This is a genomic window from Streptomyces cylindrosporus (genome assembly GCF_022698165.1).
Taxonomy (GTDB): Bacteria; Actinomycetota; Actinomycetes; order Streptomycetales; family Streptomycetaceae; genus Streptomyces; species Streptomyces cylindrosporus.
Genome location: NZ_JALDAY010000010.1, coordinates 31,315 through 51,414 on the forward strand (window position 1 = coordinate 31,315; position 20,100 = coordinate 51,414).

Annotated in this window: 21 protein-coding genes and 1 pseudogene; 12 read left to right on the top strand and 10 right to left on the bottom strand. The window is 72.4% G+C overall.

Annotated features, from left to right (window positions below):
* Positions 1-22 precede the first annotated feature (22 nt).
* The 3 genes from MQP27_RS31015 to MQP27_RS31025 all read left to right on the top strand — a co-directional run bounded on the left by MQP27_RS31015 (position 23) and on the right by MQP27_RS31025 (position 3,049).
* Complete coding sequence (locus tag MQP27_RS31015; RefSeq protein ID WP_242769584.1) at positions 23-985, top strand: sigma-70 family RNA polymerase sigma factor; 963 nt, start codon at positions 23-25, stop codon at positions 983-985.
* Positions 982-1,539, top strand: coding sequence for a TIGR03086 family metal-binding protein (locus MQP27_RS31020; RefSeq protein ID WP_242769587.1), 558 nt, complete (start codon positions 982-984; stop codon positions 1,537-1,539). Before MQP27_RS31015 ends, MQP27_RS31020 begins: the two co-directional genes overlap by 4 nt.
* 64 nt (positions 1,540-1,603) lie before the next feature.
* A complete protein-coding gene (locus MQP27_RS31025; RefSeq protein WP_242769590.1) occupies positions 1,604-3,049 on the top strand; it encodes an MFS transporter in 1,446 nt (481 codons plus the stop codon).
* 80 nt (positions 3,050-3,129) lie between these two features.
* On the opposite strand, the pseudogene MQP27_RS31030 reads toward MQP27_RS31025, so the two are convergent.
* Positions 3,130-3,924: pseudogene (locus MQP27_RS31030) on the bottom strand (DUF72 domain-containing protein); the annotation flags it as partial.
* A gap of 84 nt (positions 3,925-4,008) precedes the next feature.
* Between MQP27_RS31030 and MQP27_RS31035 the strand changes: the two are divergent.
* From MQP27_RS31035 to MQP27_RS31045, 3 genes are read left to right on the top strand one after another with little or no spacing between them, the layout of a single operon-like run.
* Positions 4,009-4,740, top strand: coding sequence for an NUDIX hydrolase (locus tag MQP27_RS31035; RefSeq protein ID WP_242769593.1), 732 nt, complete (start codon positions 4,009-4,011; stop codon positions 4,738-4,740).
* Positions 4,737-5,759, top strand: coding sequence for an ADP-ribosylglycohydrolase family protein (locus MQP27_RS31040; protein WP_242769609.1), 1,023 nt, complete (start codon positions 4,737-4,739; stop codon positions 5,757-5,759). The genes MQP27_RS31035 and MQP27_RS31040 overlap by 4 nt, the downstream gene beginning before the upstream one ends.
* 3 nt (positions 5,760-5,762) lie before the next feature.
* Positions 5,763-6,515 (top strand): nucleotidyltransferase domain-containing protein, encoded by a 753-nt coding sequence (locus MQP27_RS31045; RefSeq protein ID WP_242769612.1) that lies wholly within the window; start codon positions 5,763-5,765, stop codon positions 6,513-6,515.
* On the opposite strand, the gene MQP27_RS31050 is transcribed toward MQP27_RS31045, so the two are convergent.
* From MQP27_RS31050 to MQP27_RS31065, 4 genes are read right to left on the bottom strand one after another with little or no spacing between them, the layout of a single operon-like run.
* Positions 6,447-7,184 (bottom strand): nucleotidyltransferase domain-containing protein, encoded by a 738-nt coding sequence (locus MQP27_RS31050; RefSeq protein WP_242769615.1) that lies wholly within the window; start codon positions 7,182-7,184, stop codon positions 6,447-6,449. The two genes, MQP27_RS31045 and MQP27_RS31050, sit on opposite strands and share 69 nt — an antisense overlap.
* Before the next feature lie 22 nt (positions 7,185-7,206).
* Positions 7,207-7,620: a Rieske (2Fe-2S) protein gene (locus MQP27_RS31055; protein ID WP_242769618.1), complete on the bottom strand. Its 414-nt coding sequence runs from the start codon at positions 7,618-7,620 to the stop codon at positions 7,207-7,209.
* On the bottom strand, positions 7,617-8,201 hold the full coding sequence (locus tag MQP27_RS31060; RefSeq protein ID WP_242769621.1) for a DUF6529 family protein: 585 nt from the start codon (positions 8,199-8,201) through the stop codon (positions 7,617-7,619). Before MQP27_RS31060 ends, MQP27_RS31055 begins: the two co-directional genes overlap by 4 nt.
* A 22-nt stretch (positions 8,202-8,223) precedes the next feature.
* Positions 8,224-8,898, bottom strand: a complete 675-nt coding sequence (locus tag MQP27_RS31065; protein WP_242769624.1) for a hypothetical protein — start codon at positions 8,896-8,898, stop codon at positions 8,224-8,226.
* A 240-nt stretch (positions 8,899-9,138) separates the two neighbouring features.
* On the opposite strand from MQP27_RS31065, the gene aroH reads away from it, so the two are divergent.
* The 5 genes from aroH (at position 9,139) to der (ending at position 13,628) form a co-directional block, all read left to right on the top strand.
* Positions 9,139-9,501, top strand: a complete 363-nt coding sequence (gene aroH, locus MQP27_RS31070; protein ID WP_242769627.1) for a chorismate mutase — start codon at positions 9,139-9,141, stop codon at positions 9,499-9,501.
* On the top strand, positions 9,498-10,583 hold the full coding sequence (locus tag MQP27_RS31075) for a prephenate dehydrogenase (protein WP_242769629.1): 1,086 nt from the start codon (positions 9,498-9,500) through the stop codon (positions 10,581-10,583). Before aroH ends, MQP27_RS31075 begins: the two co-directional genes overlap by 4 nt.
* Positions 10,584-10,717: 134 nt before the next feature.
* Positions 10,718-11,404, top strand: coding sequence for a (d)CMP kinase (gene cmk, locus MQP27_RS31080; RefSeq protein WP_242769632.1), 687 nt, complete (start codon positions 10,718-10,720; stop codon positions 11,402-11,404).
* Positions 11,362-12,063, top strand: coding sequence for a lysophospholipid acyltransferase family protein (locus tag MQP27_RS31085; protein WP_242769635.1), 702 nt, complete (start codon positions 11,362-11,364; stop codon positions 12,061-12,063). The genes cmk and MQP27_RS31085 overlap by 43 nt, the downstream gene beginning before the upstream one ends.
* 80 nt (positions 12,064-12,143) lie before the next feature.
* The gene (gene der, locus MQP27_RS31090) at positions 12,144-13,628 is read left to right on the top strand and encodes a ribosome biogenesis GTPase Der (protein WP_242769638.1); all 1,485 of its coding nucleotides are present in this window, start codon (positions 12,144-12,146) and stop codon (positions 13,626-13,628) included.
* Positions 13,629-13,688: 60 nt separating this feature from the next.
* On the opposite strand, the gene MQP27_RS31095 is transcribed toward der, so the two are convergent.
* Together MQP27_RS31095 and MQP27_RS31100 are read right to left on the bottom strand one after the other, a co-directional pair.
* Positions 13,689-14,042, bottom strand: a complete 354-nt coding sequence (locus MQP27_RS31095; protein WP_242769642.1) for a hypothetical protein — start codon at positions 14,040-14,042, stop codon at positions 13,689-13,691.
* A gap of 59 nt (positions 14,043-14,101) precedes the next feature.
* Positions 14,102-14,884, bottom strand: coding sequence for a DUF8842 C-terminal domain-containing protein (locus MQP27_RS31100; RefSeq protein WP_242769656.1), 783 nt, complete (start codon positions 14,882-14,884; stop codon positions 14,102-14,104).
* Between the two features lie 507 nt (positions 14,885-15,391).
* Between MQP27_RS31100 and MQP27_RS31105 the strand changes: the two genes are divergently transcribed.
* Complete coding sequence (locus MQP27_RS31105; RefSeq protein WP_242769660.1) at positions 15,392-16,072, top strand: LysM peptidoglycan-binding domain-containing protein; 681 nt, start codon at positions 15,392-15,394, stop codon at positions 16,070-16,072.
* Between the two features lie 97 nt (positions 16,073-16,169).
* Here the strand turns inward: MQP27_RS31105 and MQP27_RS31110 are convergent, their stop codons facing one another.
* From MQP27_RS31110 to MQP27_RS31120, 3 genes are read right to left on the bottom strand one after another with little or no spacing between them, the layout of a single operon-like run.
* Positions 16,170-16,817: an ATP-binding cassette domain-containing protein gene (locus tag MQP27_RS31110; RefSeq protein WP_242769662.1), complete on the bottom strand. Its 648-nt coding sequence runs from the start codon at positions 16,815-16,817 to the stop codon at positions 16,170-16,172.
* Positions 16,814-19,552, bottom strand: a complete 2,739-nt coding sequence (locus MQP27_RS31115) for an ABC transporter permease subunit (RefSeq protein ID WP_242769665.1) — start codon at positions 19,550-19,552, stop codon at positions 16,814-16,816. The genes MQP27_RS31110 and MQP27_RS31115 overlap by 4 nt, the downstream gene beginning before the upstream one ends.
* Before the next feature lie 8 nt (positions 19,553-19,560).
* Positions 19,561-20,037 carry a hypothetical protein gene (locus MQP27_RS31120; RefSeq protein WP_242769668.1) on the bottom strand — a complete coding sequence of 159 codons (477 nt, stop codon included), beginning with the start codon at positions 20,035-20,037 and terminating at the stop codon, positions 19,561-19,563.
* Positions 20,038-20,100 lie beyond the last annotated feature (63 nt).

Sequence of the window (20,100 nt, forward strand, 5' to 3'; positions counted from 1 at the left end):
ATGACCGGCGAGAGGAATGGCCATGCCTGCGACGACGACGGACCGCGACGAGTTCGTACGCCTGACGGACCCGTACCGGCGGGAGCTGCTCGCGCACTGCTACCGGATGCTGGGCTCGGTCGACGAGGCCGAGGACCTGGTGCAGGAGACGTATCTGCGGGCCTGGCGGTCCTACGACGGCTACGAGGGCCGCGCCTCGCTGCGGACCTGGCTGCACAGGATCGCCACCAACACGTGTCTGACGGCGCTGGAGAGCCGTGCGCGGCGTCCGCTGCCCTCCGGGCTCGGGGGGCCGTCACAGGCGCCTGAGGAGCCGCTGAGGGGCCCTGTGACGGATGTTCCGTGGCTCCAGCCGCTGCCCGACGCGCTCGTCGACCCGGCGACCGTGGTGGCCGCCCGCGGCAGCCTGCGCCTCGCGCTGGTCGCCGCGCTTCAGCATCTGCCCGCGCGGCAGCGGGCGGTGCTCATCCTGCGGGACGTGCTTGCGTGGCGGGCGCCCGAGGTGGCCGCGGTGCTCGGCACCTCCACGGCGGCCGTGAAGAGCAGCCTCCAGCGCGCGCGTGCCCGGCTCGACGAGGTCGCCCCGGACGAGGACCTCGTGGTCGAACCCGAGGGCGCGGCCGACCGCGAGGTGCTCGACCGGTACATGGCCGCCTTCGAGCACGCCGACATGGACGCCCTGCTCGACCTCCTCCAGGACGGCGTCGAACTGGAGATGCCGCCCAACCTGGAGTGGTTCAGCGGCAAGAAGGACGTCCTGAACTTCCTGCGCTCGCGCGGGCACGGCGAGGGCCGCTACAAAATGCTGCCCACGCGCGCGAACGGCCAGCCGGCCGTCGTCATGTACGTGCGCGGGGTGGACGGCGTGCTGCGCGCGCACTCGGTGCAGGTGCTCACCGTCGAGGGCGGCACGGTGGCCCGTATCACCGCCTTCATCGACCTCGACCAGGTCGAACGCTTCGGATTCCCGCGGGTGCTCGCGTGAACGCCGGGGAGCTGCTGGAGCGTTCGCTCGCCTACGCGCTGGGGAGCGTGGCCGAGGTGGCGCCGGGCGGGCTGGACCGGGGCACGCCGTGCGGGGAGTGGGACCTGGGGGAGCTGCTCGGGCATCTCGACGACTCGCTGGACGCCCTGCACGAGGGGCTGACCGGCGGGCGGATCGGGCTGTTCCCCAGGGTGATCGGGGCCGCCGACCCGGCGTGCGCGTTCCGTACGCGCGCGTGCGCGGTGCTCGGCGCCTGGGCGGCCGGACCGGGGGAGCGGGTGCGGGTCGGCGAACTGCCGCTGGACGTACGGGTGATGGCGGCCGTGGGGGCGGTGGAGATCGCCGTGCACGGCTGGGACGTGACCCAGGCCTGCGGTCGGCCCCGGCCCATACCGCGCCCACTCGCGGCCGACCTGCTGCCCGTGGCGCGGTGCGTGGTCGCGGAGGAGGACCGGGGCGTGCGGTTCGGCGCGCCGGTGGCCGTACCGCCGTACGCGGGGCCCGACGCGCGGCTGCTGGCCTTCCTGGGGCGGCGCGATTCCTTTCCGGGGTGAGGGTGGTCTGCCTTCCGTGAGCGACCTGGAACAGCTCACGAGCTCACGGAAGGAACCCCCGGACATGACCGACACCCTGAGTGTCTCCGTACGCAAACCACCCGCCGAACCGGGCCGGACCCGACGCGGCTGGACCGTGATCCTCGCCGGACTCGGCGCCCTGCTCTGCTCCCTCGACGTCGTGGTCGTGTCGACTGCGCTGCCCGCCCTGCGGGCGGATTTCGGGGCGAGTCTGTCGGACCTGGAGTGGACGATCAACGCCTACAACCTGGTCTTCGCCTGCCTCACCCTGACCGGCGCCGCACTCGGCGACCGCTTCGGGCGGCGGCGGATGTACGTCTTCGGGCTCGCCGTCTTCACCCTCGGCTCCGCCGCCTCCGCGCTCGCGGGCGGCCCGGGCCAGCTCATCGGCGCGCGCGTGGTGCAGGGCGCCGGGGCCGCCGTACTCCTGCCGCTCACCCTCACCCTGATCAGCGAGGCGTTCCCGGCCGAGAAGCGGGGCGTCGCCATCGGTGTCTGGGGCGGAGTGACCGGCCTCGGGGTCGCCGCCGGGCCCGTGCTCGGCGGGGCCGTCACCGAGGGCCTGTCCTGGCAGTGGATCTTCTGGCTGAACGTCCCGATCGGCCTCGCGATGCTGCCGCTCGCCGCCACCAGGCTCCACGAGAGTTACGGCACCCGGCCGCAACTCGACCTCGTCGGGCTGGTGCTGGCGGCCGCCGGGCTGACCGGCCTCGCCTGGGCGCCGGTGCGGGCGCCGCAGGTGGGCTGGGGAAGCGCCGAGGTGCTGTCCGCGCTGGCCGTGGGAGCCGTGTTCACGGCGGCCTTCCTGGCCTGGGAGCGCCGGGGCGCCCGCTACCCGATGCTGCCGCTCGGGCACTTCCGCAACCGCGGCTTCTCCACGGCCAACGCGGTCGCGTTCCTCCTCTTCGGCTCCCTGCTCGGCGCCCTCTTCATGATCACGCAGCTCTTCCAGACCGGGCTCGGCTACTCCCCGCTGGAGGCGGGCGTACGCATCCTCGTCTGGAACGCCATGCCGCTGCTGATCGCGCCGGCCGCGGGCGCCCTCGCGGACCGCTTCGGCACCCGGCCGTTCATGCTGACCGGCCTGCTGCTCCAGGGCGCGGGCCTGGCCCTGCTCGCCTGGCAGGTCGAACCCGGCGTCGGATACGGGCAGTTGGTCCTCCCGCTGATCATCGCCGGGATCGGCATCTCGATGGTCTTCCCGAGCGTCGCCAACGCAGTGACCTCGTCCGTCCCGCTCAGCGAGGCGGGCGTCGCGGCCGGCGTGAACAACGCGTTGCGCGAACTGGGCGGAGTCTTCGGAGTGGCCGTCGCCGCCCTGGTCTTCACGCAGTACGGCGGCTACGACTCGCCCGCGTCCTTCCTGGACGGCTGCGCGCCGGCGCTCTGGGTGTCGGCCGGGGCCGCCGGGCTGGGGGCGCTGGTGGCGGCGTTCGCGCCGTCGCGTGCCCGGGACGGGGGTGCGCCGGCCTCGTCGTCCGTGGCCTGAACCGACGGGCGGGCGCGGGATCCGCGGTCCGTGTCGCCGAGCAGCTCCTGCATGGTCTCGGCGGCACGGACCGCCGCGGTCCCGCAGCAGTTGTTGAACAGGACGTGCAGCTCGTCGACGCGTCCCGCGAGGTCCCGCAACCGGGGCAGCCACTCGGCGAGTTCGGCCTCCCGGTAGTCGTGGCGGAACCGGTCCTCCTTGCTCCCCGAGCCCCAGGCCCCGCTGCGGCCGTGGAACCGGACGACCGACAGCCGCGGCGAGGTGACCGTCGTGACGGGCGGGACCGACCCGGGCAGCGTCTGGGTCATGTCGACGGCCACGGCCGCCATGTCGTAGCGGGTGAGCAGCGCGCGGGTCGCGTCCGCCCACTCCGCACGCCACCAGCCGGGGTGCCGGAACTCCACCGACACCGGCCAGCCGACGGTCCGTTCGGCGCACTCCCGGAGAAACTGCCCGGCCCGCCTGCCGGGCCTGACCCACGGCGGAAACTGGAACAGCACGCTGCCCAGCCGCCCGGCCGCCCTGAGCGGCTCGATGTCCTCGGTGAACCGCGCCCACACCTCGTCCAGCACCTTCGGGTCCCGCGGCTCGGCGGGCAGCCCGTCCGGCATCGCCGCGGGGCGCGTCGGATGCCCGGTCAGCAGCGAGAACGCCTTCACGTCGAAGACGAAACCCTCCGGCGTCCGCTCGGCCCACAGACGGCAGTTGCGGGCGCCGGGCAGCGCGTAGTACGCCGAGTCGACCTCGACCACGGGGAACCGCTCGGCGTAGTACCGCAGCCTCCCCTCCGCGTCCCGCCGGCCCGGCGGATACCAGCCGCTGCCGACCAGTGCCCGGTCCGTCCACGAACAAGTGCCCACCAGGATCTCGCCCATGGGAGCCCGGTTACCCCCGAGGGGCTTGTGGAAGCACCGGCATGCTGTTTATAGTCGTAATGACTATTAAGGGGGTGTGGGTGCATGGCGTTCGACAAGGCGGATTACGACAAGTACGCCTACGAGCCCTTCGCCGTGACCGTCGACCTCGCCGTCCTCACCATCCGCGCGGGCGCCCTGCACGTCCTGCTGGTGAAGCGCGGTCAGGAGCCGTTCGCCGGGCACTGGGCGCTGCCCGGCGGGTTCGTGGAGCCGGACGAGTCCGCCGAGACGGCCGCGCGGCGCGAACTCGCCGAGGAGACCGGGCTCGCGGACGTCACCGGACTGCATCTGGAGCAGCTGCGGACCTACAGCGAGCCCGACCGCGATCCGCGTATGCGGGTCGTGTCGGTCGCCTTTGCCGCGCTGCTGCCGGATGCGCCGGAGCCGCACGGGGGGAGCGACGCGGCGGAGGCGCGGTGGGTGGTATGTGACATAGCACTGCCCCTGGCCTTCGATCACGACCGGATCCTCGCCGACGCCCGCGAACGCGTCGGCGCCAAGCTCGAGTACACCTGCCTCGCCACCGCCTTCTGCCCGGCCGAGTTCACGCTCGGCGAGCTGCAGCACGTCTACGAGACGGTCTGGGGCACTGCTCTCGACCGGCCCAACTTCCGCCGCAAGGTGCTCGCCACGCCCGGTTTCGTCGAGCCGGTGCCGGGGGCCGCGCGGCTCACCGGTGGCCGAGGCAAGCCGGCCGCGCTGTATCGCGCGGGAGCCGCCACCACCCTCCAGCCGCCTCTGCTCCGGCCGAACCGGGAAGGACGCTCCGCATGACCGTCACGATCGTCGACAAGCGCGCCGCCACGGGGACGTTGATCGGGCTCGCCCTGGGGGACGCGCTCGGGTTTCCGACCGAGTTCAACGACGTACCGTCGATCCTCGCCAAGTGCGGGCCCTGGCGGCAGATGCGGCTGTCCACGCCCGCCGTCGTCACCGACGACACGCAGATGACCCTCGCGGTCGGCAAGGGGCTGCGGGCGGCCATGGACCGGGGCGTGCTCGCGCCGGAGGGGATGGCCGAGGCGGTGCGGAAGGAGTTCGTCGCCTGGAACCGCTCCCCGGACAACAACAGGGCCCCGGGCAACACCTGCCTGCGCGCCTGCGCCCTGCTGGAGGACCCGGACCTGCCCTGGCAGGACGCCAGCCAGATCGGCTCCAAGGGGTGCGGCGCCAACATGCGCGTGGCTCCTGTCGGGCTGGTGCCCGGCCTGAGCGACGAACAGCGTTCCGGCGCCGCCCAGTTGCAGGCCGCGCTGACGCACGGGCACCCGACGGCGCTCGCCGCCTCCGACCTCACCGCCCATGCCGTACGGCTGCTCGCCGAGGGGGTCGAGCCGCGCAACCTGCTCGTGTCCCTCGTGACGTACGCCGAGGAGAACCGCAGCCACTACAGCCACCGTTGGCTCGGCGATCTGTGGACCCGGAGTCAGGACGGCACCCCCGAGGAATTCATCGCGCGCGGCTGGGACGAGTGCCGGGCGATCCTCGACCGCCTCGCCGGCGCAGTGGACGGCGTCGATCCGGACACCGACCCGTGCCTCGCCACCGGCGCCGGCTGGATCGCCGAAGAGGCCTTCGCCACCGGCCTGTTGTGCTTCCTGCTGTTCCCCGACGAACCCGTCACTGCCATCCGGCGGGCCGCCTGCACCTCGGGCGACTCGGACTCCATCGCCTGCCTGACCGGCGCCTTCGCGGGTGCCCACCTGGGCGCGGAGGCCTGGCCGACGGACTGGGCCGACCGCATCGAGTACCGGGGCGACCTGCTGACCCTCGGCGCCCTCTGGGACGCTTGACGGATGATCGACGCCCTGGCCATCGACCTGACCCCCGTGATCGCCGAACAGCCCGACCCGCTCCTGTTCGCGACGGTCTCCGGCGCGCACCTCTACGGCTTCCCGTCCCGCGACTCGGACGTGGACCTGCGGGGCGTGCACCTGCTGCCCACCGCGGCGCTCGTCGGCCTGCGCGAGCCCGAGGAGACCCGCTCCCGGATGTGGGACCGGGACGGCGTCGAGATGGACCTGGTCACCCACGACGTGCGCAAGTTCGTACGGCTGATGCTGCGACGCAACGGCTATGTGCTGGAGCAGTTGCTCTCGCCGCTGGTCGTGCACACGACGGACGCGCACCGGGAACTGGCGGCGCTCTCGCCGGGCGTGCTGACCAGCCATCACGCCCACCACTACCGGGGGTTCGCGACCACCCAGTGGCGGCTGTTCGAGAAGACCGGTGAGCTCAAGCCGCTGCTCTACACCTTCCGGGCGCTGCTGACCGGCGTACACCTCATGCGCAGCGGCGAGGTGCAGGCCCATCTGCCCACGCTGCTCGGCGAGATCGAGGAAGCCCCCGCGTATCTGCCCGAGTTGATCGCCGTGAAGGCCGAGCGTGAGCACGGGGACGCCGATGTCGACCACGCGCGCGTGCGGGGCGATGTCGAGCGGCTGCACGGGGTGCTGGACGAGGCCCAGGCCGCCTCCGCGCTACCGGACGCTCCGACCGTCCACGACGCCCTGCACGACTTCGTCGTGAGGATCCGGCTGGAGAGCTGAGGCGCGGCGGACGCGGATGAGGAAGTCCTCGACCCGGCGGTGGTCTGGGGCCTCGGGGAGCGGGCTGGTGGGGAGTGCCTCGTCCGCCTCCGCGGCCAGGCGGTTCATCCACGACTCGACCCCGGGCCAGGGGACCTCGCCGCGCTTCACGGCGAGGAGCGGCTCGCGCTGGTCGCCGACGTCGATGGTGAGGGCGCCCGTGCGCAGGAGGTCGCGGGCGCTCATCAGGAGGCGGAGCAGGTGCATCGCGTGTTTCCAGCGCGGGGAGCCGTGGGTGCGGAGGTCGGCCTCCAGCTTCCTGCGCTGGCCGAGCGCGTACCGCGTGAACGTCTCGTGGGCCCGGCGGGAGAGGAACGCCCCGCGCAGGGCGAGGAGTTCGCGGCCGGTGTCGGTGACGTGCTCCACCAGCGGGGAGTGCAGGCACTCCAGGATGTTCGGGTTGGCGCGCAGGGCGAGTTCGCAGAAGCGCTCCAGCTCCCAGCCGAACTGCTCCTCGCCCGGCCCCTCCACATGCGTCGGCGGCTTCTCGAAGCGCCAGAACAGGGGAGTGGGGGCGAGGTACACGCCCCGGCGGTCGGTGTCGCTCCCGTCCGTCGCAAGCCCGAAGGCGCGCGAGCCCATCACACAGGCGTAGATCGTGTGGTCGCGTACCAGGGTCTCGGGCTGCATGGACGGGAGCGTACGCGGCACCTCACGCCAGGCTGATGGAATTTCCGTCGACCTTGATCTGCTCGGCGGGCAGCGGCTTCGGCGCGGGGCCGCCCGCCACCGAGCCGTCGGCGATGCGGTACTTGCTGCCGTGGCAGGGGCAGTTGATGGTGCCGTCCGCCACGGCGCTCACGGTGCAGCCCTGGTGCGTGCAGATCGCCGAGAAGGCCTTGAACTCGTCCTTCTTCGGCTGGGTGACCACGACCTTCTCGTCCTTGAAGATCTTCCCGCCGCCGACCGGGATGTCCGTGGTCTTCGCCAGCTCCTGCCCGGCGGACGCCTGCGCGGAGGAGGACCCCGAGTCGCCGTTGCTGTCGCCGTACTTGCTGCAGCCCGCCGCGAGCGCAGACGCGCCCGTCGCGAGGAGAACCGTGCGCCGCGTCGAGCGGTGGGTCATGTCGTCACTCCGAACGTACGGAAGAACCAGAGGGCCGAGGTCAGCCAGAGAAGGGTGAGAACGGTGAAGACGAGTCCGCCGACGAGCGGCAGCAGCCAGCCGGGCAGCCGCTGCGAGCGGAGCAGCAGCATCTTGGCACTGAAGGCACCGAAGAAGAAGCAACCCAGGGCAGAGTGCCACATAACTCGCGTTTCGTACGTCTGGTAGCCCAGCGCGTACAGGCAGTGCACGGCGACCGGGACGGCCACCAGGAAGGCGATCCGGCCCGACCAGCGGTGCAGCTTCCCCGCCCAGCGCGGGCCCGGCAGCTTGCCGTACACCATGAACGCGCTGACCAGCTGGACGAGCGCGAAGAAGAACGCGGTCGTCGCCAGCCACGACTTCACCGCGCCCGTGCTGCTGAACCCGGCGATGTTGAAGGCGGTCCCGGCCGGGTCGTGGACCTTGCCGTACACGCCGAGGGCGACCGCCACCGCGGCGGCGACCAGGGCCGGGACCAGATAGCGGGCCGGGCCCGGCGGGCGCTGGGCCGGCTGGGGTGGCGGGAAACTCTGGGTGGCGGCGTTCGGATCGACACTCATGTCGGCTCCCTGGTCAGAAGGGTCAAGGAGTTACGGGACGTGCCGTGAGCTGCTGTCCGTCGACCGTCACCGCGCCCGTGTCCGGGTCGATGGCGGGAGCGGCCGAGGGCTTCCCGTCGCGGGTGAGGATGCCGACCTGCTTGCCGTTCGGCAGGATGATCCAGCCGCCCTCGATCCGGGCGCCGGCCACCTGGCTGTTGGCCCGGAACAGCCCCGACGGCTTCTTCGCCTTGTCGATGGTGAAGGTGTAGTGCCCGCCGCCTACGTCGGCCGAGCCGCCGAGCCGCCTGCCCTTCACCGTGCCGGTCAGCTTCGCGCCGTCCTCGCCGGTGAGCCGCATGCTGCCGTCGTCCTCGACGTCGCCCTTCAGCCAGGACTCGATGTTGTGGCCGTCGCAGAAGTACGCGATGGCCTTGCCGCCCTTCAGGGAGACGGCGACCGCGGAGGAGTCGTCGTCGGTGCGGCCGGTGTACACGCCGGTCGGCGCGGGCGTCCGCGACGGCGACGCGCTCGGCGGCGCGGTTGTCCGCGTCGGAGCGGGCGATGACTTCGGTGCCGGTGACGACTTCGGTGCCGGCGACTTCTCCTGGTACGAGGACGAGGCGGTCTTCGTCCCCGTGGTCGCGTTCAGAGACAGCATGAACAGGCCGAGCAGCAGTCCCGCGAGCAGAGTCAGCAGCGGTCCAGGACGCTTCATGTGAGGGCCTCCCCCGAGGCGAGTTTCCTGCCATCAGAGCGGACCGGCGGCCCCGGCGTAAAGAGGCGCACAGGGGCGACCCTCGCCAAGTAGCGAAATTGGGGCGATTCGGTGACATTGGCAAGATCCCGGCGGCATGTCTCGCGGCATGTCTCAGCGGGCGGGCGCCGCACACCCGCCCGCCCGTCGCTGACTACGCTGGACGGGCGAAGAGCCGATCCGTGAGCAAGGAGCTAAGCCGTGGCGGTACGAGCGGTCCGGGGAGCCGTCCAACTGGAACGGGACGAGGCCGGACACATGGACGAGCAGGTCGGTGCCCTGCTCACCGCCGTCCTGGAGCGGAACGGCCTGACCCCCGACGACCTGATCAGCATCTGGTTCACGGCCACGCCCGACCTGCACAGCGACTTCCCGGCGGCCGCCGCCCGCAAGCTCGGCATCGTCGACGTGCCGCTGATCTGCGCCCAGGAGCTGGACATCGAGGGCGCCATGCCCCGGGTGGTCCGGATCCTCGCGCACATCGAGTCCGACAAGCCCCGTTCCGACATCGCGCACGTCTACCTCGGCGCCGCGGCCGCCCTGCGCAAGGACATCGCCCAGTGAGAACCGCACTCGTCATCGGCACCGGCCTCATCGGTACGTCCGCCGCGCTCGCGCTGACCCAGCGGGGCGTCGTCGTCCACCTCACCGACCACGACCCCGAGCAGGCCCGTACCGCGGCCGCGCTGGGCGCCGGCACCGACGAGGCGCCCGAGGGCCCGGTCGACCTCGCGATCGTCGCCGCCCCGCCCGCCCATGTGGCGGCGGTCCTCGCCGACGCCATGCGCCGGGGCCTGGCCCGCGGCTACATCGACGTGGCCAGCGTCAAGGGCGGCCCGCGCCGCGAGCTGGAGGCCCTCGGCCTCGACCTCTCGGCATACATCGGCACCCACCCCATGTCCGGTCGCGAGAAGTCCGGCCCGCTGGCCGCGACCGGCGACCTCTTCGAGGGCCGCCCCTGGGTGCTCACCCCGACCCGGGACACCGACACCGAGGTCCTGAACCTCGCCCTGGAACTGGTCTCGCACTGCCGGGCCGTCCCGGTGGTCATGGACGCCGACGCCCACGACCGCGCCGTCGCGCTGGTCTCGCACATGCCCCACCTGGTCTCCAGCATGGTCGCCGCCCGTCTGGAGAACGCCGAGGAGGCGGCCGTACGACTGTGCGGTCAGGGCATCCGGGACGTGACCCGGATCGCCGCCTCCGACCCCCGGATGTGGATCGACATCCTCTCCGCCAACCCCGGCCCGGTCGCTGACCTGCTCTCCGACGTCGCCGCCGACCTGGAGGAGACCGTCGAGGCGCTGCGGTCGCTGCAGTCCTCCGACGAGGCAAAGCGGGGCGAGGGCGTCGCCGGGATCGAGGACGTGCTGCGGCGTGGGAACGCCGGGCAGGTCCGGGTGCCGGGCAAGCACGGCTCCGCGCCGCGGGTGTACGAGGCCGTGACCGTCCTGATCAGCGACGAGCCGGGCCAGCTGGCCCGCATCTTCGCGGACGCCGGCCGGGCCGGGGTCAACATCGAGGACGTACGCATCGAGCACGCGACCGGGCAGCAGGCGGGCCTGATCCAGCTGATGGTGGAGCCGCAGGCGGCGCCGGTGCTCAGCGCCGCGCTGCGGGAGCGGGGCTGGTCCATCCGGCAGTGATCCCCCCGATCCGTCCCGCGGTGATCGTCCCGATCATCCGCCTGTAAGAGGGGACCCGTAGGGCCGGTAACCTTGTGCGGGGCGCTTTCGCGCCCACCCATCCTCGCCACACCGCACCAGGAAGGTGTCCCCACGTGGAAAACGGCGCCGCCCAGCCCGTGATCGTCGCCATCGACGGTCCCTCCGGCACGGGCAAGTCGAGCACGTCGAAGGCCGTGGCCGCGCAGCTCGGCCTGAGCTACCTGGACACCGGTGCCCAGTACCGGGCGATCACCTGGTGGATGGTGGCCAACGGCATCGACATCGAGGACCCGTCCGCGATCGCCGCCGTGGCCGGCAAGCCGGAGATCGTCTCCGGCACCGACCCGGAGAACCCGACGATCACGGTCGACGGCACCGACGTGGCGGCCCCGATCCGCACCCAGGAGGTCACCTCCAAGGTCAGCGCCGTCAGCGCCGTGCCGGAGGTGCGGGCCCGGATCAGCGAGCTGCAGCGCTCCATCGCCGCCGCGGCCGAGGCCGGCATCGTCGTCGAGGGCCGGGACATCGGTACGACCGTGCTGCCCGACGCCGACCTGAAGATCTTCCTCACCGCCTCGCCGGAGGCGCGTGCCGCCCGCCGCAGCGGTGAGCTGAAGGGCGCCGACGTCAACGCCACGCGCGAGGCGCTGATCAAGCGGGACGCGGCCGACTCCTCCCGCAAGACCTCGCCGCTCGCCAAGGCGGACGACGCGGTCGAGGTCGACACCACCGAGCTCACCCTCGCGCAGGTCATCGAGTGCGTCGTCACGCTCGTCGAGGAGAAGCGGGCCGGGAAGTGACCGAGGCCACTTCAGCGAAGGCAGCCTCCGAGCGGGGCGCCGAGGTCGGGCGGCGCATCGGCGTCGGCCTGATGTACGGGCTGTGGAGGCCGCGCGTGCTGGGCGCCTGGAAGGTCCCCGCGACCGGCCCGGTGATCTTCGCCGTCAACCACTCCCACAACATCGACGGCCCGATGGTCATGGGCGTGGCGCCCCGGCCGACGCACTTCCTGATCAAGAAGGAAGCGTTCATAGGCCCGCTCGACCCCTTCCTGACGGGCATCGGCCAGCTGAAGGTGGACCGCTCGGTCGCCGACCGCGGCGCGATCACCCGGGCCCTGGACGTCCTGGCGGCGGGCGGGGTCCTCGGCATCTTCCCGGAGGGCACCAGGGGCGAGGGCGACTTCGCCTCCCTGCGCGCCGGGCTCGCCTACTTCGCCGTCCGCAGCGGAGCGGCGGTCGTCCCGGTCGCCGTCCTGGGAAGTTCCGGGCGCGGCGGACGGTTGATAAAGGGGCTGCCCCCACTGCGCAGCCGTATCGACGTCGTCTTCGGCGACCCCTTCGAAGCTGGCGACGGAAGCGGCCGCCGTACGCGCAAGGCCCTCGACGAGGCCACCGAGCGCATCCAGAAGCAGCTCACCAGCCACCTGGAAAACGCCAGGCGCCTCACCGGGCGCTAGGCGACACTAAGTAGTGGATCAATCCGGAGAAACCGGGTGGTCCACCGATCACCACGAATGAACGACGAGGTACGGACTTCATGAACGACCACATCCACTCCGACGGCTCGGGCGCAGAGCACGACCACGGAGCGCTTGGCGATGCCGAGTACGCGGAGTTCATGGAGCTCGCCGCGGAAGAGGGCTTCGACCTCGAGGACGTCGAGGGTGCCATCGAGGCGGCCGGTCACGGTCCGCTGCCGGTGCTCGCCGTCGTCGGCCGGCCGAATGTCGGCAAGTCGACCCTCGTCAACCGGATCATCGGGCGCCGCGAGGCCGTCGTCGAGGACAAGCCCGGCGTCACCCGCGACCGGGTGACCTACGAGGCCGAGTGGGCGGGCCGCCGCTTCAAGGTCGTCGACACCGGCGGCTGGGAGCAGGACGTCCTCGGCATCGACGCCTCCGTGGCCGCCCAGGCCGAGTACGCGATCGAGGCCGCCGACGCCGTCGTCTTCGTGGTCGACGCCAAGGTGGGCGCGACCGACACCGACGAGGCCGTCGTACGACTGCTGCGCAAGGCCGGGAAGCCGGTCGTGCTGGCCGCCAACAAGGTGGACGGGCCGAGCGGCGAGGCCGACGCGGCCTATCTGTGGTCGCTGGGGCTCGGCGAGCCGCACCCCGTCTCGGCCCTGCACGGCCGGGGCACCGGCGACATGCTGGACGCCGTCCTGGAGGCCCTGCCGGAGGCCCCCGAGCAGACCTTCGGCGGCGCCGGGGTCGGCGGCCCGCGCCGGATCGCGCTCATCGGGCGGCCGAACGTCGGCAAGTCCTCCCTGCTGAACAAGGTGGCGGGCGAGGAGCGCGTCGTCGTCAACGAGATGGCGGGCACCACCCGCGACCCGGTCGACGAGCTGATCGAACTCGGCGGCGTCACCTGGAAGTTCGTCGACACCGCCGGTATCCGCAAGCGCGTCCACCTCCAGCAGGGCGCCGACTACTACGCCTCCCTGCGCACCGCGGCCGCCGTCGAGAAGGCCGAGGTCGCTGTCATCCTGATCGACGCCTCCGAGTCCATCTCGGTGCAGGACCAGCGGATCGTGACGATGGCCGTCGAGGCCGGGCGCGCGATGGTCATCGCCTACAACAAGTGGGACACCCTCGACGAGGAGCGCCGCTACTACCTGGAGCGGGAGATCGAGACGGAGTTCGGCCAGGTGGCGTGGGCGCCGCGGGTCAACGTCTCGGCGCGCACCGGCCGGCACATGGAGAAGCTGGTCCCGGCGATCGAGACGGCCCTCGCGGGCTGGGAGACCCGGGTCCCGACGGGCCGGCTGAACGCCTTCCTCGGCGAGCTGGTCGCCGCCCACCCGCACCCGATCCGCGGCGGCAAGCAGCCCCGCATCCTCTTCGGCACCCAGGCCGGCACCAAGCCGCCGCGGTTCGTGCTCTTCGCCTCCGGCTTCATCGAGGCGGGCTACCGGCGCTTCATCGAGCGCCGCCTGCGCGAGGAGTTCGGCTTCGAGGGGACGCCGATCCACATCTCGGTGCGGGTGCGCGAGAAGCGCGGCGGCAACAAGAAGAAGTAGTCCGACGAGCAAGAGGGCGGCCCCGGTCGGGGCCGCCCTCTTCCGACGTCCAGGGACGTCTCAGATACCTCTGCGTGGGCCCGGTGGCAGGGCCGCCGGCACATGGTGCATGCCTGTGGGCTGCGGCCCGATGTGTCCGATCCGCTGCCACTGCGACTGCTGCCGGGCGCTGTAGGCCCCCGCGCTGTACGCGCTGTACGAGCTGCTGAACGACCCCGGCCGGTGTCCGCCGTAGGCCCCCGTACTGTGCGGGATGCTCCCGAAGGCGGTGAAGCCCAGTTCCTCCTCACCGCTGCGGTCGCCGGGCAGCGACCGGAAGGACTTGACGTACTCGGCATAGAGCGCGTCGTAGATCGGCGTGGCCGATGGCCCACTCTGGAAGGAGGGGCGGAGGGGAACGTCGTATGCGTGCACGTATGTCCAAACGACCCTGGACGTGAAGAGATGCGGCCCGCCGCTCCCCGTCACCTTCCTCAGGTGCCGGCCAGCGGCATGGCCGCGGCGACCAACTTGCCGTTCGCTGCCGCCTTGTCCAGCGCGTCCCGCAGCAGGTCCTCGCGCGGCTGGCGGCCGATGGAGCCGACCGGCGCCGCGAACATCAGCACCTGCTGGTGCTTGTTGGCGGCGGCTCGCCAGCTCTCGGTGACCTGGAGCGGCTGGTGCGCCTGCCACCAGGCGACCGGCTGGCCCCCGTTGGCGTTCGGCTGGAGCACCGCGTGCAGCTGGCCGACGGCGAGCAGCACCGACCAGCCGTGCAGCACCGGGGGCACCTCGGTGATCTCCGTCAGCGGCATGAACCCCTGCTCGATCAGCAGCGGCAGGAAGTCGTCGCCGATGCCCGTCGTGCCGGGACGGACGATCGGGCCGGTCGGCTCGACCACCAGCGCCGGGTGCAACTCCCCGGCGATCAGGACCAGTCCGCTGGTCACGCCGAGCACCGCCTGCTCCGGTACGACCTTGTCGGGGTCGAGGTCCACGGTGTCCCCGGAGATGGACCGCACGGCCCCCTGGAGCTGCTCCTCGGTGACCTGGACGACCTGCGAGGGCAGGCAGGTGGCGTGGGCGAAGGCCAGGACGGCGGTCTCGTCGCCGATGAACAGGACGGTGCTGGTGCGCTCCTGTTCGGAGTCGCCCGGGGTGCGGCAGGACGTGCAGTCGTAGCTGCCGGGGGCGTTCTCTCCGGCGAGCAGCCGGTCGGCTTCTTCGTCGCCGATCTCGGCGCGTACCTCGTCGCTGACGTCGAGCATGCGCGGCACGGGTGGCTCCCCTCGGGAAGTGTGAACCGGGCGGTTCCCGGGCTCATGAAGAAGACAACGGCCGATCTGTGGCGAGAGTCACGCTCCAGGGCGAACGGAATCAATCCATCCAGCCCGCACTGTCACGACGGGTCCGGAATTCGTCACTCACCGTCAAATGCTTGGAAATGCAAGAGAGTTGGTTGCGTGAAGTGAGTCACAGTCAGATCGGGGTGCTGGTCGAAATATCAGGAAATCGCGGAATGAAGTGGGTGGCCGGAAATCTCCGCTACCGCCGGTAACAGTCAACTGGCCTGCCGCGACGGCCCGTTGGTTGTCCTCGACCCCACCGCTCCCTAGATTCCTCGGCCGTGTGCAACGAGCACCGCTCGGGAACGTCCGCCGGCACCGCACCAAGCCAGCACCCAGCAAGACCTCCGGCGGACGGGGCGGAGCGCGAGGACCGCGCAGATGCGTGGGAGGCGCGCCCCGCTCTGGGGGACCCCGGGTTGTTCGAGAGGGAACTTCATGTCCGAATGTGCCGATACCAACCGCAGCAACGCTCGTGACGACAGCGCTCGCAAGACGCAGAATCGTACGACGGCGGTCCTCGCCGGGGCCGCGTTGCTCGCCGCCCCGCTGGGACTGCTCGCCGCGACCGGCAATGCCGTGGCGGCGGACGGCGGAGTGTGGGACCGCATCGCCCAGTGTGAGAGCGGCGGCAACTGGCACATCAACACCGGAAACGGCTACTACGGCGGACTTCAGTTCTCCGCCGGCACCTGGCGCGCGTACGGCGGTTCCGCCTACGCGCCGACCGCCGACAAGGCTTCCAGGGAAGCGCAGATCGCGGTAGCCACCAAGGTCCAGCGGGCACAGGGGTGGGGCGCCTGGCCCACCTGTTCGGCGCGGGCCGGAGCCTACGGCAGCGCGCCCGCGGCCGCCACGGGCGGCACGGCGACCACCAAGTCGGCCAAGTCGGCCCCGGCCAAGTCGGCCCCGGCGAAGAAGTCCGGGAAGGTGACGCGCTCGACGGGCCACACCAACCGCGGTGCCTCCCGCGGCGACTACACGGTCCGCGAGGGCGACACCCTCAGCAAGATCGCCGCCCGGCACGGGACCACCTGGCAGCGGATCTACGCCGCCAACAAGGCCGTCATCGGCGGTGATCCCGACCTGATCGTGCCTGGGCAGCAGCTCGAGATCTGAGCGGCCCCCTCATCCGGGCCCGGGGCCCCGTCCGGTCGTCCGACCGGACGGGGCCCCTCGGCACACCGGACGCGCCGGGAGCCGGGCATGCCGCTGGTCATCGCGGACGGCCCGGCTCGCCCGCCTCTCCGCTGAACACGACGGCGCCGCGGCGCAGTTCGTGCACGAAGACGGGTGTACGGCCGTGCAGGCCCGGTGGCAGGCGCTGCTCGGCGACGATCACGCACGCGTCGAGCTCGCCGAGCAGCTCGTACGTGCGGGCCGCGACCGCCGGTGACATGCCCTGGGCCGGTTCGTCGACGAGCACCACGCGCGCGCGTGCCAGGAGGGCGCGGGAGAGGGCGAGCATGCGCTGCTCGCCGCCGGAGAGGGTGCCGGCGCGGCGGGGGAGCAGGGGCTTGAGCCGGGGGTAGGCCTGGAGCGCGAAGTCGTACTCCCTGGCGGCCAGTTCGAGGTTCTCGTGGACAGTGAGCGAGCCGAACACCGCCTGCCGCTCGGGGACCAGGCACAGGCCGCGGCGGGCTCGTTCGTACGCGGGCGTACGGGTTACGTCCGCGCCGTCCCAGACCACCGCGCCGCCGGAGAGGGGCACAGTGCCGGCGAGGGCACGCAGGACGGTCGTACGGCCGGAGCCGTTCCTGCCCAGCAGGACGGTGAGGCCCTTGGCGGGGGCGGCGATCGTGACGCCGTGCAGGGCCTCCAGGGGGCCGTAGCGCACGCGCGCGTGGCGCAGGGAGATCGTCATGGGGCGGGCTCTTCCGCGCCGAGGGTGTCCAGTACGTGGTCCGGTGGGCCGGAGGCGATGATGCGGCCGGCCGCCATGACATGGACGACGTCCGCGAGGTCGGCGACCAGGTCGAGGTCGTGTTCCACGACGAGGAGGGCGGTGCCGTCTGCCGCGAGGGCGCGCAGGACGCGGGCCAATGCCATGACTTCGGCGTTGTCGAGGCCGGCCGCGGGTTCGTCGAGGAGGAGGACTCGGGGGGTGCCTGCGAGGGCTCTTGCGAGTTCTGCTCGGCGGAGGGTGCCGGTGGGGAGGGCGGCGGCGGGGGCGGAGCGCAGGGGGCCGTCCAGGCCGAGGAGTCTGAGGGTGCGTTCCACTGCGGCCGGGTCCTGGACGTGGCCCTGTTCTGCGCCTACTTGGACGTTCTCGGCGACCGTGAGGGTGGGGAAGACGGCGAGTTGCTGGAAGGTGCGGGCGATGCCGAGGCGGGTGCGGGCGTGTGCGGGGAGGTGGGTGATGTCCTGTTCGCCGTAGTGGATGCGGCCGGACGAGGGGCGGAGGGTGCCGGCCAGGCAGTGGAAGAGGGTGCTCTTGCCTGCGCCGTTGGGGCCGACGATGGCGGTGACTTGGGCGGGGTGGACGGTGAGGTCGACTCCGGCGAGGGCGGTGAAGCCGTCGTAGCGGGCCAGGAGGTTGTGGGCGGTCAGGACGGGCCGGCCTTCGGCCGGATCTGTTTTCCCACCCGCACCGCCCGTGCGGCTATCGCGGTCGCGTGCGGGTGGCCCTGGTGGGGGTGGGGCGCCGTCGGCGGCTGCGGGTTGTCGGAGGGCGGCCTCGGCGGGTCCTGCGGGTGCGGGTTGCTTGGTGGGGGCTTCCGCGGGGCCTACGGCTGCGGGTGCGTGTGCCGTGCGCAGTCTCGTCCGTACCCGGGTGCCCGTTTCCGTCAGGTGCGCCCGCCTCCGTAGGCGCAAGCGTGTCGCCGTCGTGCGCAACGCCTCGTACGGGCCCCCGGGAAAGCGGCCCACCAGCACCGCCAGCACGCCGATCAGGGCCGCCGCCACGCCGCCCCGGGCGCCCGCGTCCAGGCCCACCAGGAGTGCTGCCGCCAGCAAGGCGCCCAGGGTGCTGTCCGCACCCAGGACCACCACCGCCGCGAACCACAGGAGGCTGCGTACGGGGTCGTAGGCGGACGGGTCGAAGGCTCGGGAGCCCATGGAGAGCATGCCGCCGCCGAGGGCGGCCAGGGCGGCGCCCGCGACGAAGGCCAGGAGTTTCAGGGCCGGGACCCGGACGCCTGCCGCCGAGGCGCCCGACTCGTGGTCGCGCATGGCCGCCAGGGCACGGCCCGTGCGGCCCCGGCGCAGGGCCCGGGTCGCCAGCAACGCCGCTGTCAGGAGGGCCAGTTCGAGGACGTAGTACGCGCGGTCCCCGTCGAAGCCCGCCGGGCGGTCCAGGGTCAGGCCCGACGTGGCGTACGGCTGGGCGAAGACGAAGCGGCTCACACCGACGCCTACCGCGAAGGTCGCGAGTGCCAGGGCGAGGCCCCGGCGGCTGATCGCCGGCCAACCGGTGAGGAGGCCCAGGGGGGCCACCAGGATGACCGCCAGGGCGAGGGCCGCGAGTTCCGGGAGGCGGGGGAGGCCGGGGAAGCGGCCTGCCGACAGCAGGGCCGTGAACAGGGCGCCCAGGCCCGCGTACGCCGCCTGGCCCAGGGAGATCTGGCCGCCGCGGCCCGTGACGACGACCAGGGAGAGCAGGACCACTCCCAGCGCCGGGACCTGGACCGAGGTGTGGAGGTCCGAGCCCGCGAAGCCCAGCGGGAGGAGGAACAGGACCACCGCCACTATCCAGGCGCCCGGCGGTGTCGGCACGCGTGCCGTCGCCGTGCGGGGCAGGGCGTCACGGGTGCCGATGCGCGGGAGGACCAGCGCCGCCAGCAGCAGGGCCACCACGAAGAGGTTGGCACCCACCGCCTGCAACAACGGCTCGGTCCAGCCCGACGGGTGCAGTCGCGTCAGCTGGCTCTGGGCGACCCCGATGGCGAGGGCCGTGCCGACGGCGACCGGCAGGCTGCGCATGCGGGCCGCCACCGCGACCGCGACCACCTCCATGACCAGCAGCGGGAGCCCGTACGGGTCCAGGCGGACGTACGGTGCGAGGAGCACGCCCGTCAGGCCCGCCGTGAACGACCCGAACGCCCAGCCCGCCGCGGCCACCCGGTCCGCGTCGATCCCGCCCAGCACGGCAAGCCCCCGGTCGTCCACCACGGCCCGCAGCTCCCGCCCGAACCGCGTCCAGCGGATCACCGCGCCCACGCCGACGGCAAGGACGAGAACGACCGCCAGCTGGCCCCAGGGGTCGTCCGACACCAGCTCCGGAGCGTCGTCCCGGGCGCCCTGGCCCCACAGCAGCGCCGCTCCGCCGACCAGAAGCACGAAGACCCCGATGGAGGCCACCAGGGTCTGCGCCGGGTCGCTGCCCAGGACGGCGAGGGGGCGGAAGACGAACCGTTCCAGGGCCACGCCGATCGCCGGGGCCAGGAACACGAGGGTGACCGTCGCCGCGAGCCACAGGGGCCAGCCCCACTCGACCACGCACTGCCGCAGCACGTACGCGCACACCATGGCGATCGCGCCGTGCGCGAAGTTGAGCACGCCGGTCGCGCGGTACGTCACGATCAGGCCGATCCCGGTGAGCGCGGCGGCGCTGCCGATCGAGAGGCCGGCGAGGGTGAGGTCGTACGTGAGGGAGGACATCGGGGAGATCAGCCGGTTTCCTCGGCGGGGTCGCAGATGGGGCACGGGCCCAGTTCGCCGCTCGTCAGCAGCTTGGCGTCGACCGGGACCGCCTCCACCTTCCCGGCGACCAGCGGGCAGTCCGCGCGGTGCCACAGGGTGCCGCCCGGCACCATCAGCAGGTCCCGGCTGACCGCGAGGGGGATCGCGGCCGCCTGCCCGGACTCGTCGGCGTCGGCGGGCTCCTCGGCGACCAGGAGGCCGTACAGCTCCTCCACGCGGGCGGCGGCGAGGGCGCCCCGGCCGTGGGTGAGCAGCACCGACCCGGCGACGATCAGGGCCGCGCCCGGGATGGTGCAGGAGGCCAGGTAGGGGAGCTGCCGCTCGGCGTAGCGCTCGCCGGAGACGCCGTACCAGCCGATGACGCACAGCACCGCGCCCGCGGCGAGCGCGGCCCAGCCGGCCCACAGGACGGGGTGCACGGTCCGCAGTCGGCCTGTCCGCATCTTTGGCTCCGTCCGTTCACACACGTCGTGTGTCTGTCCATGTCAGCCAATGGCTTGCACTAT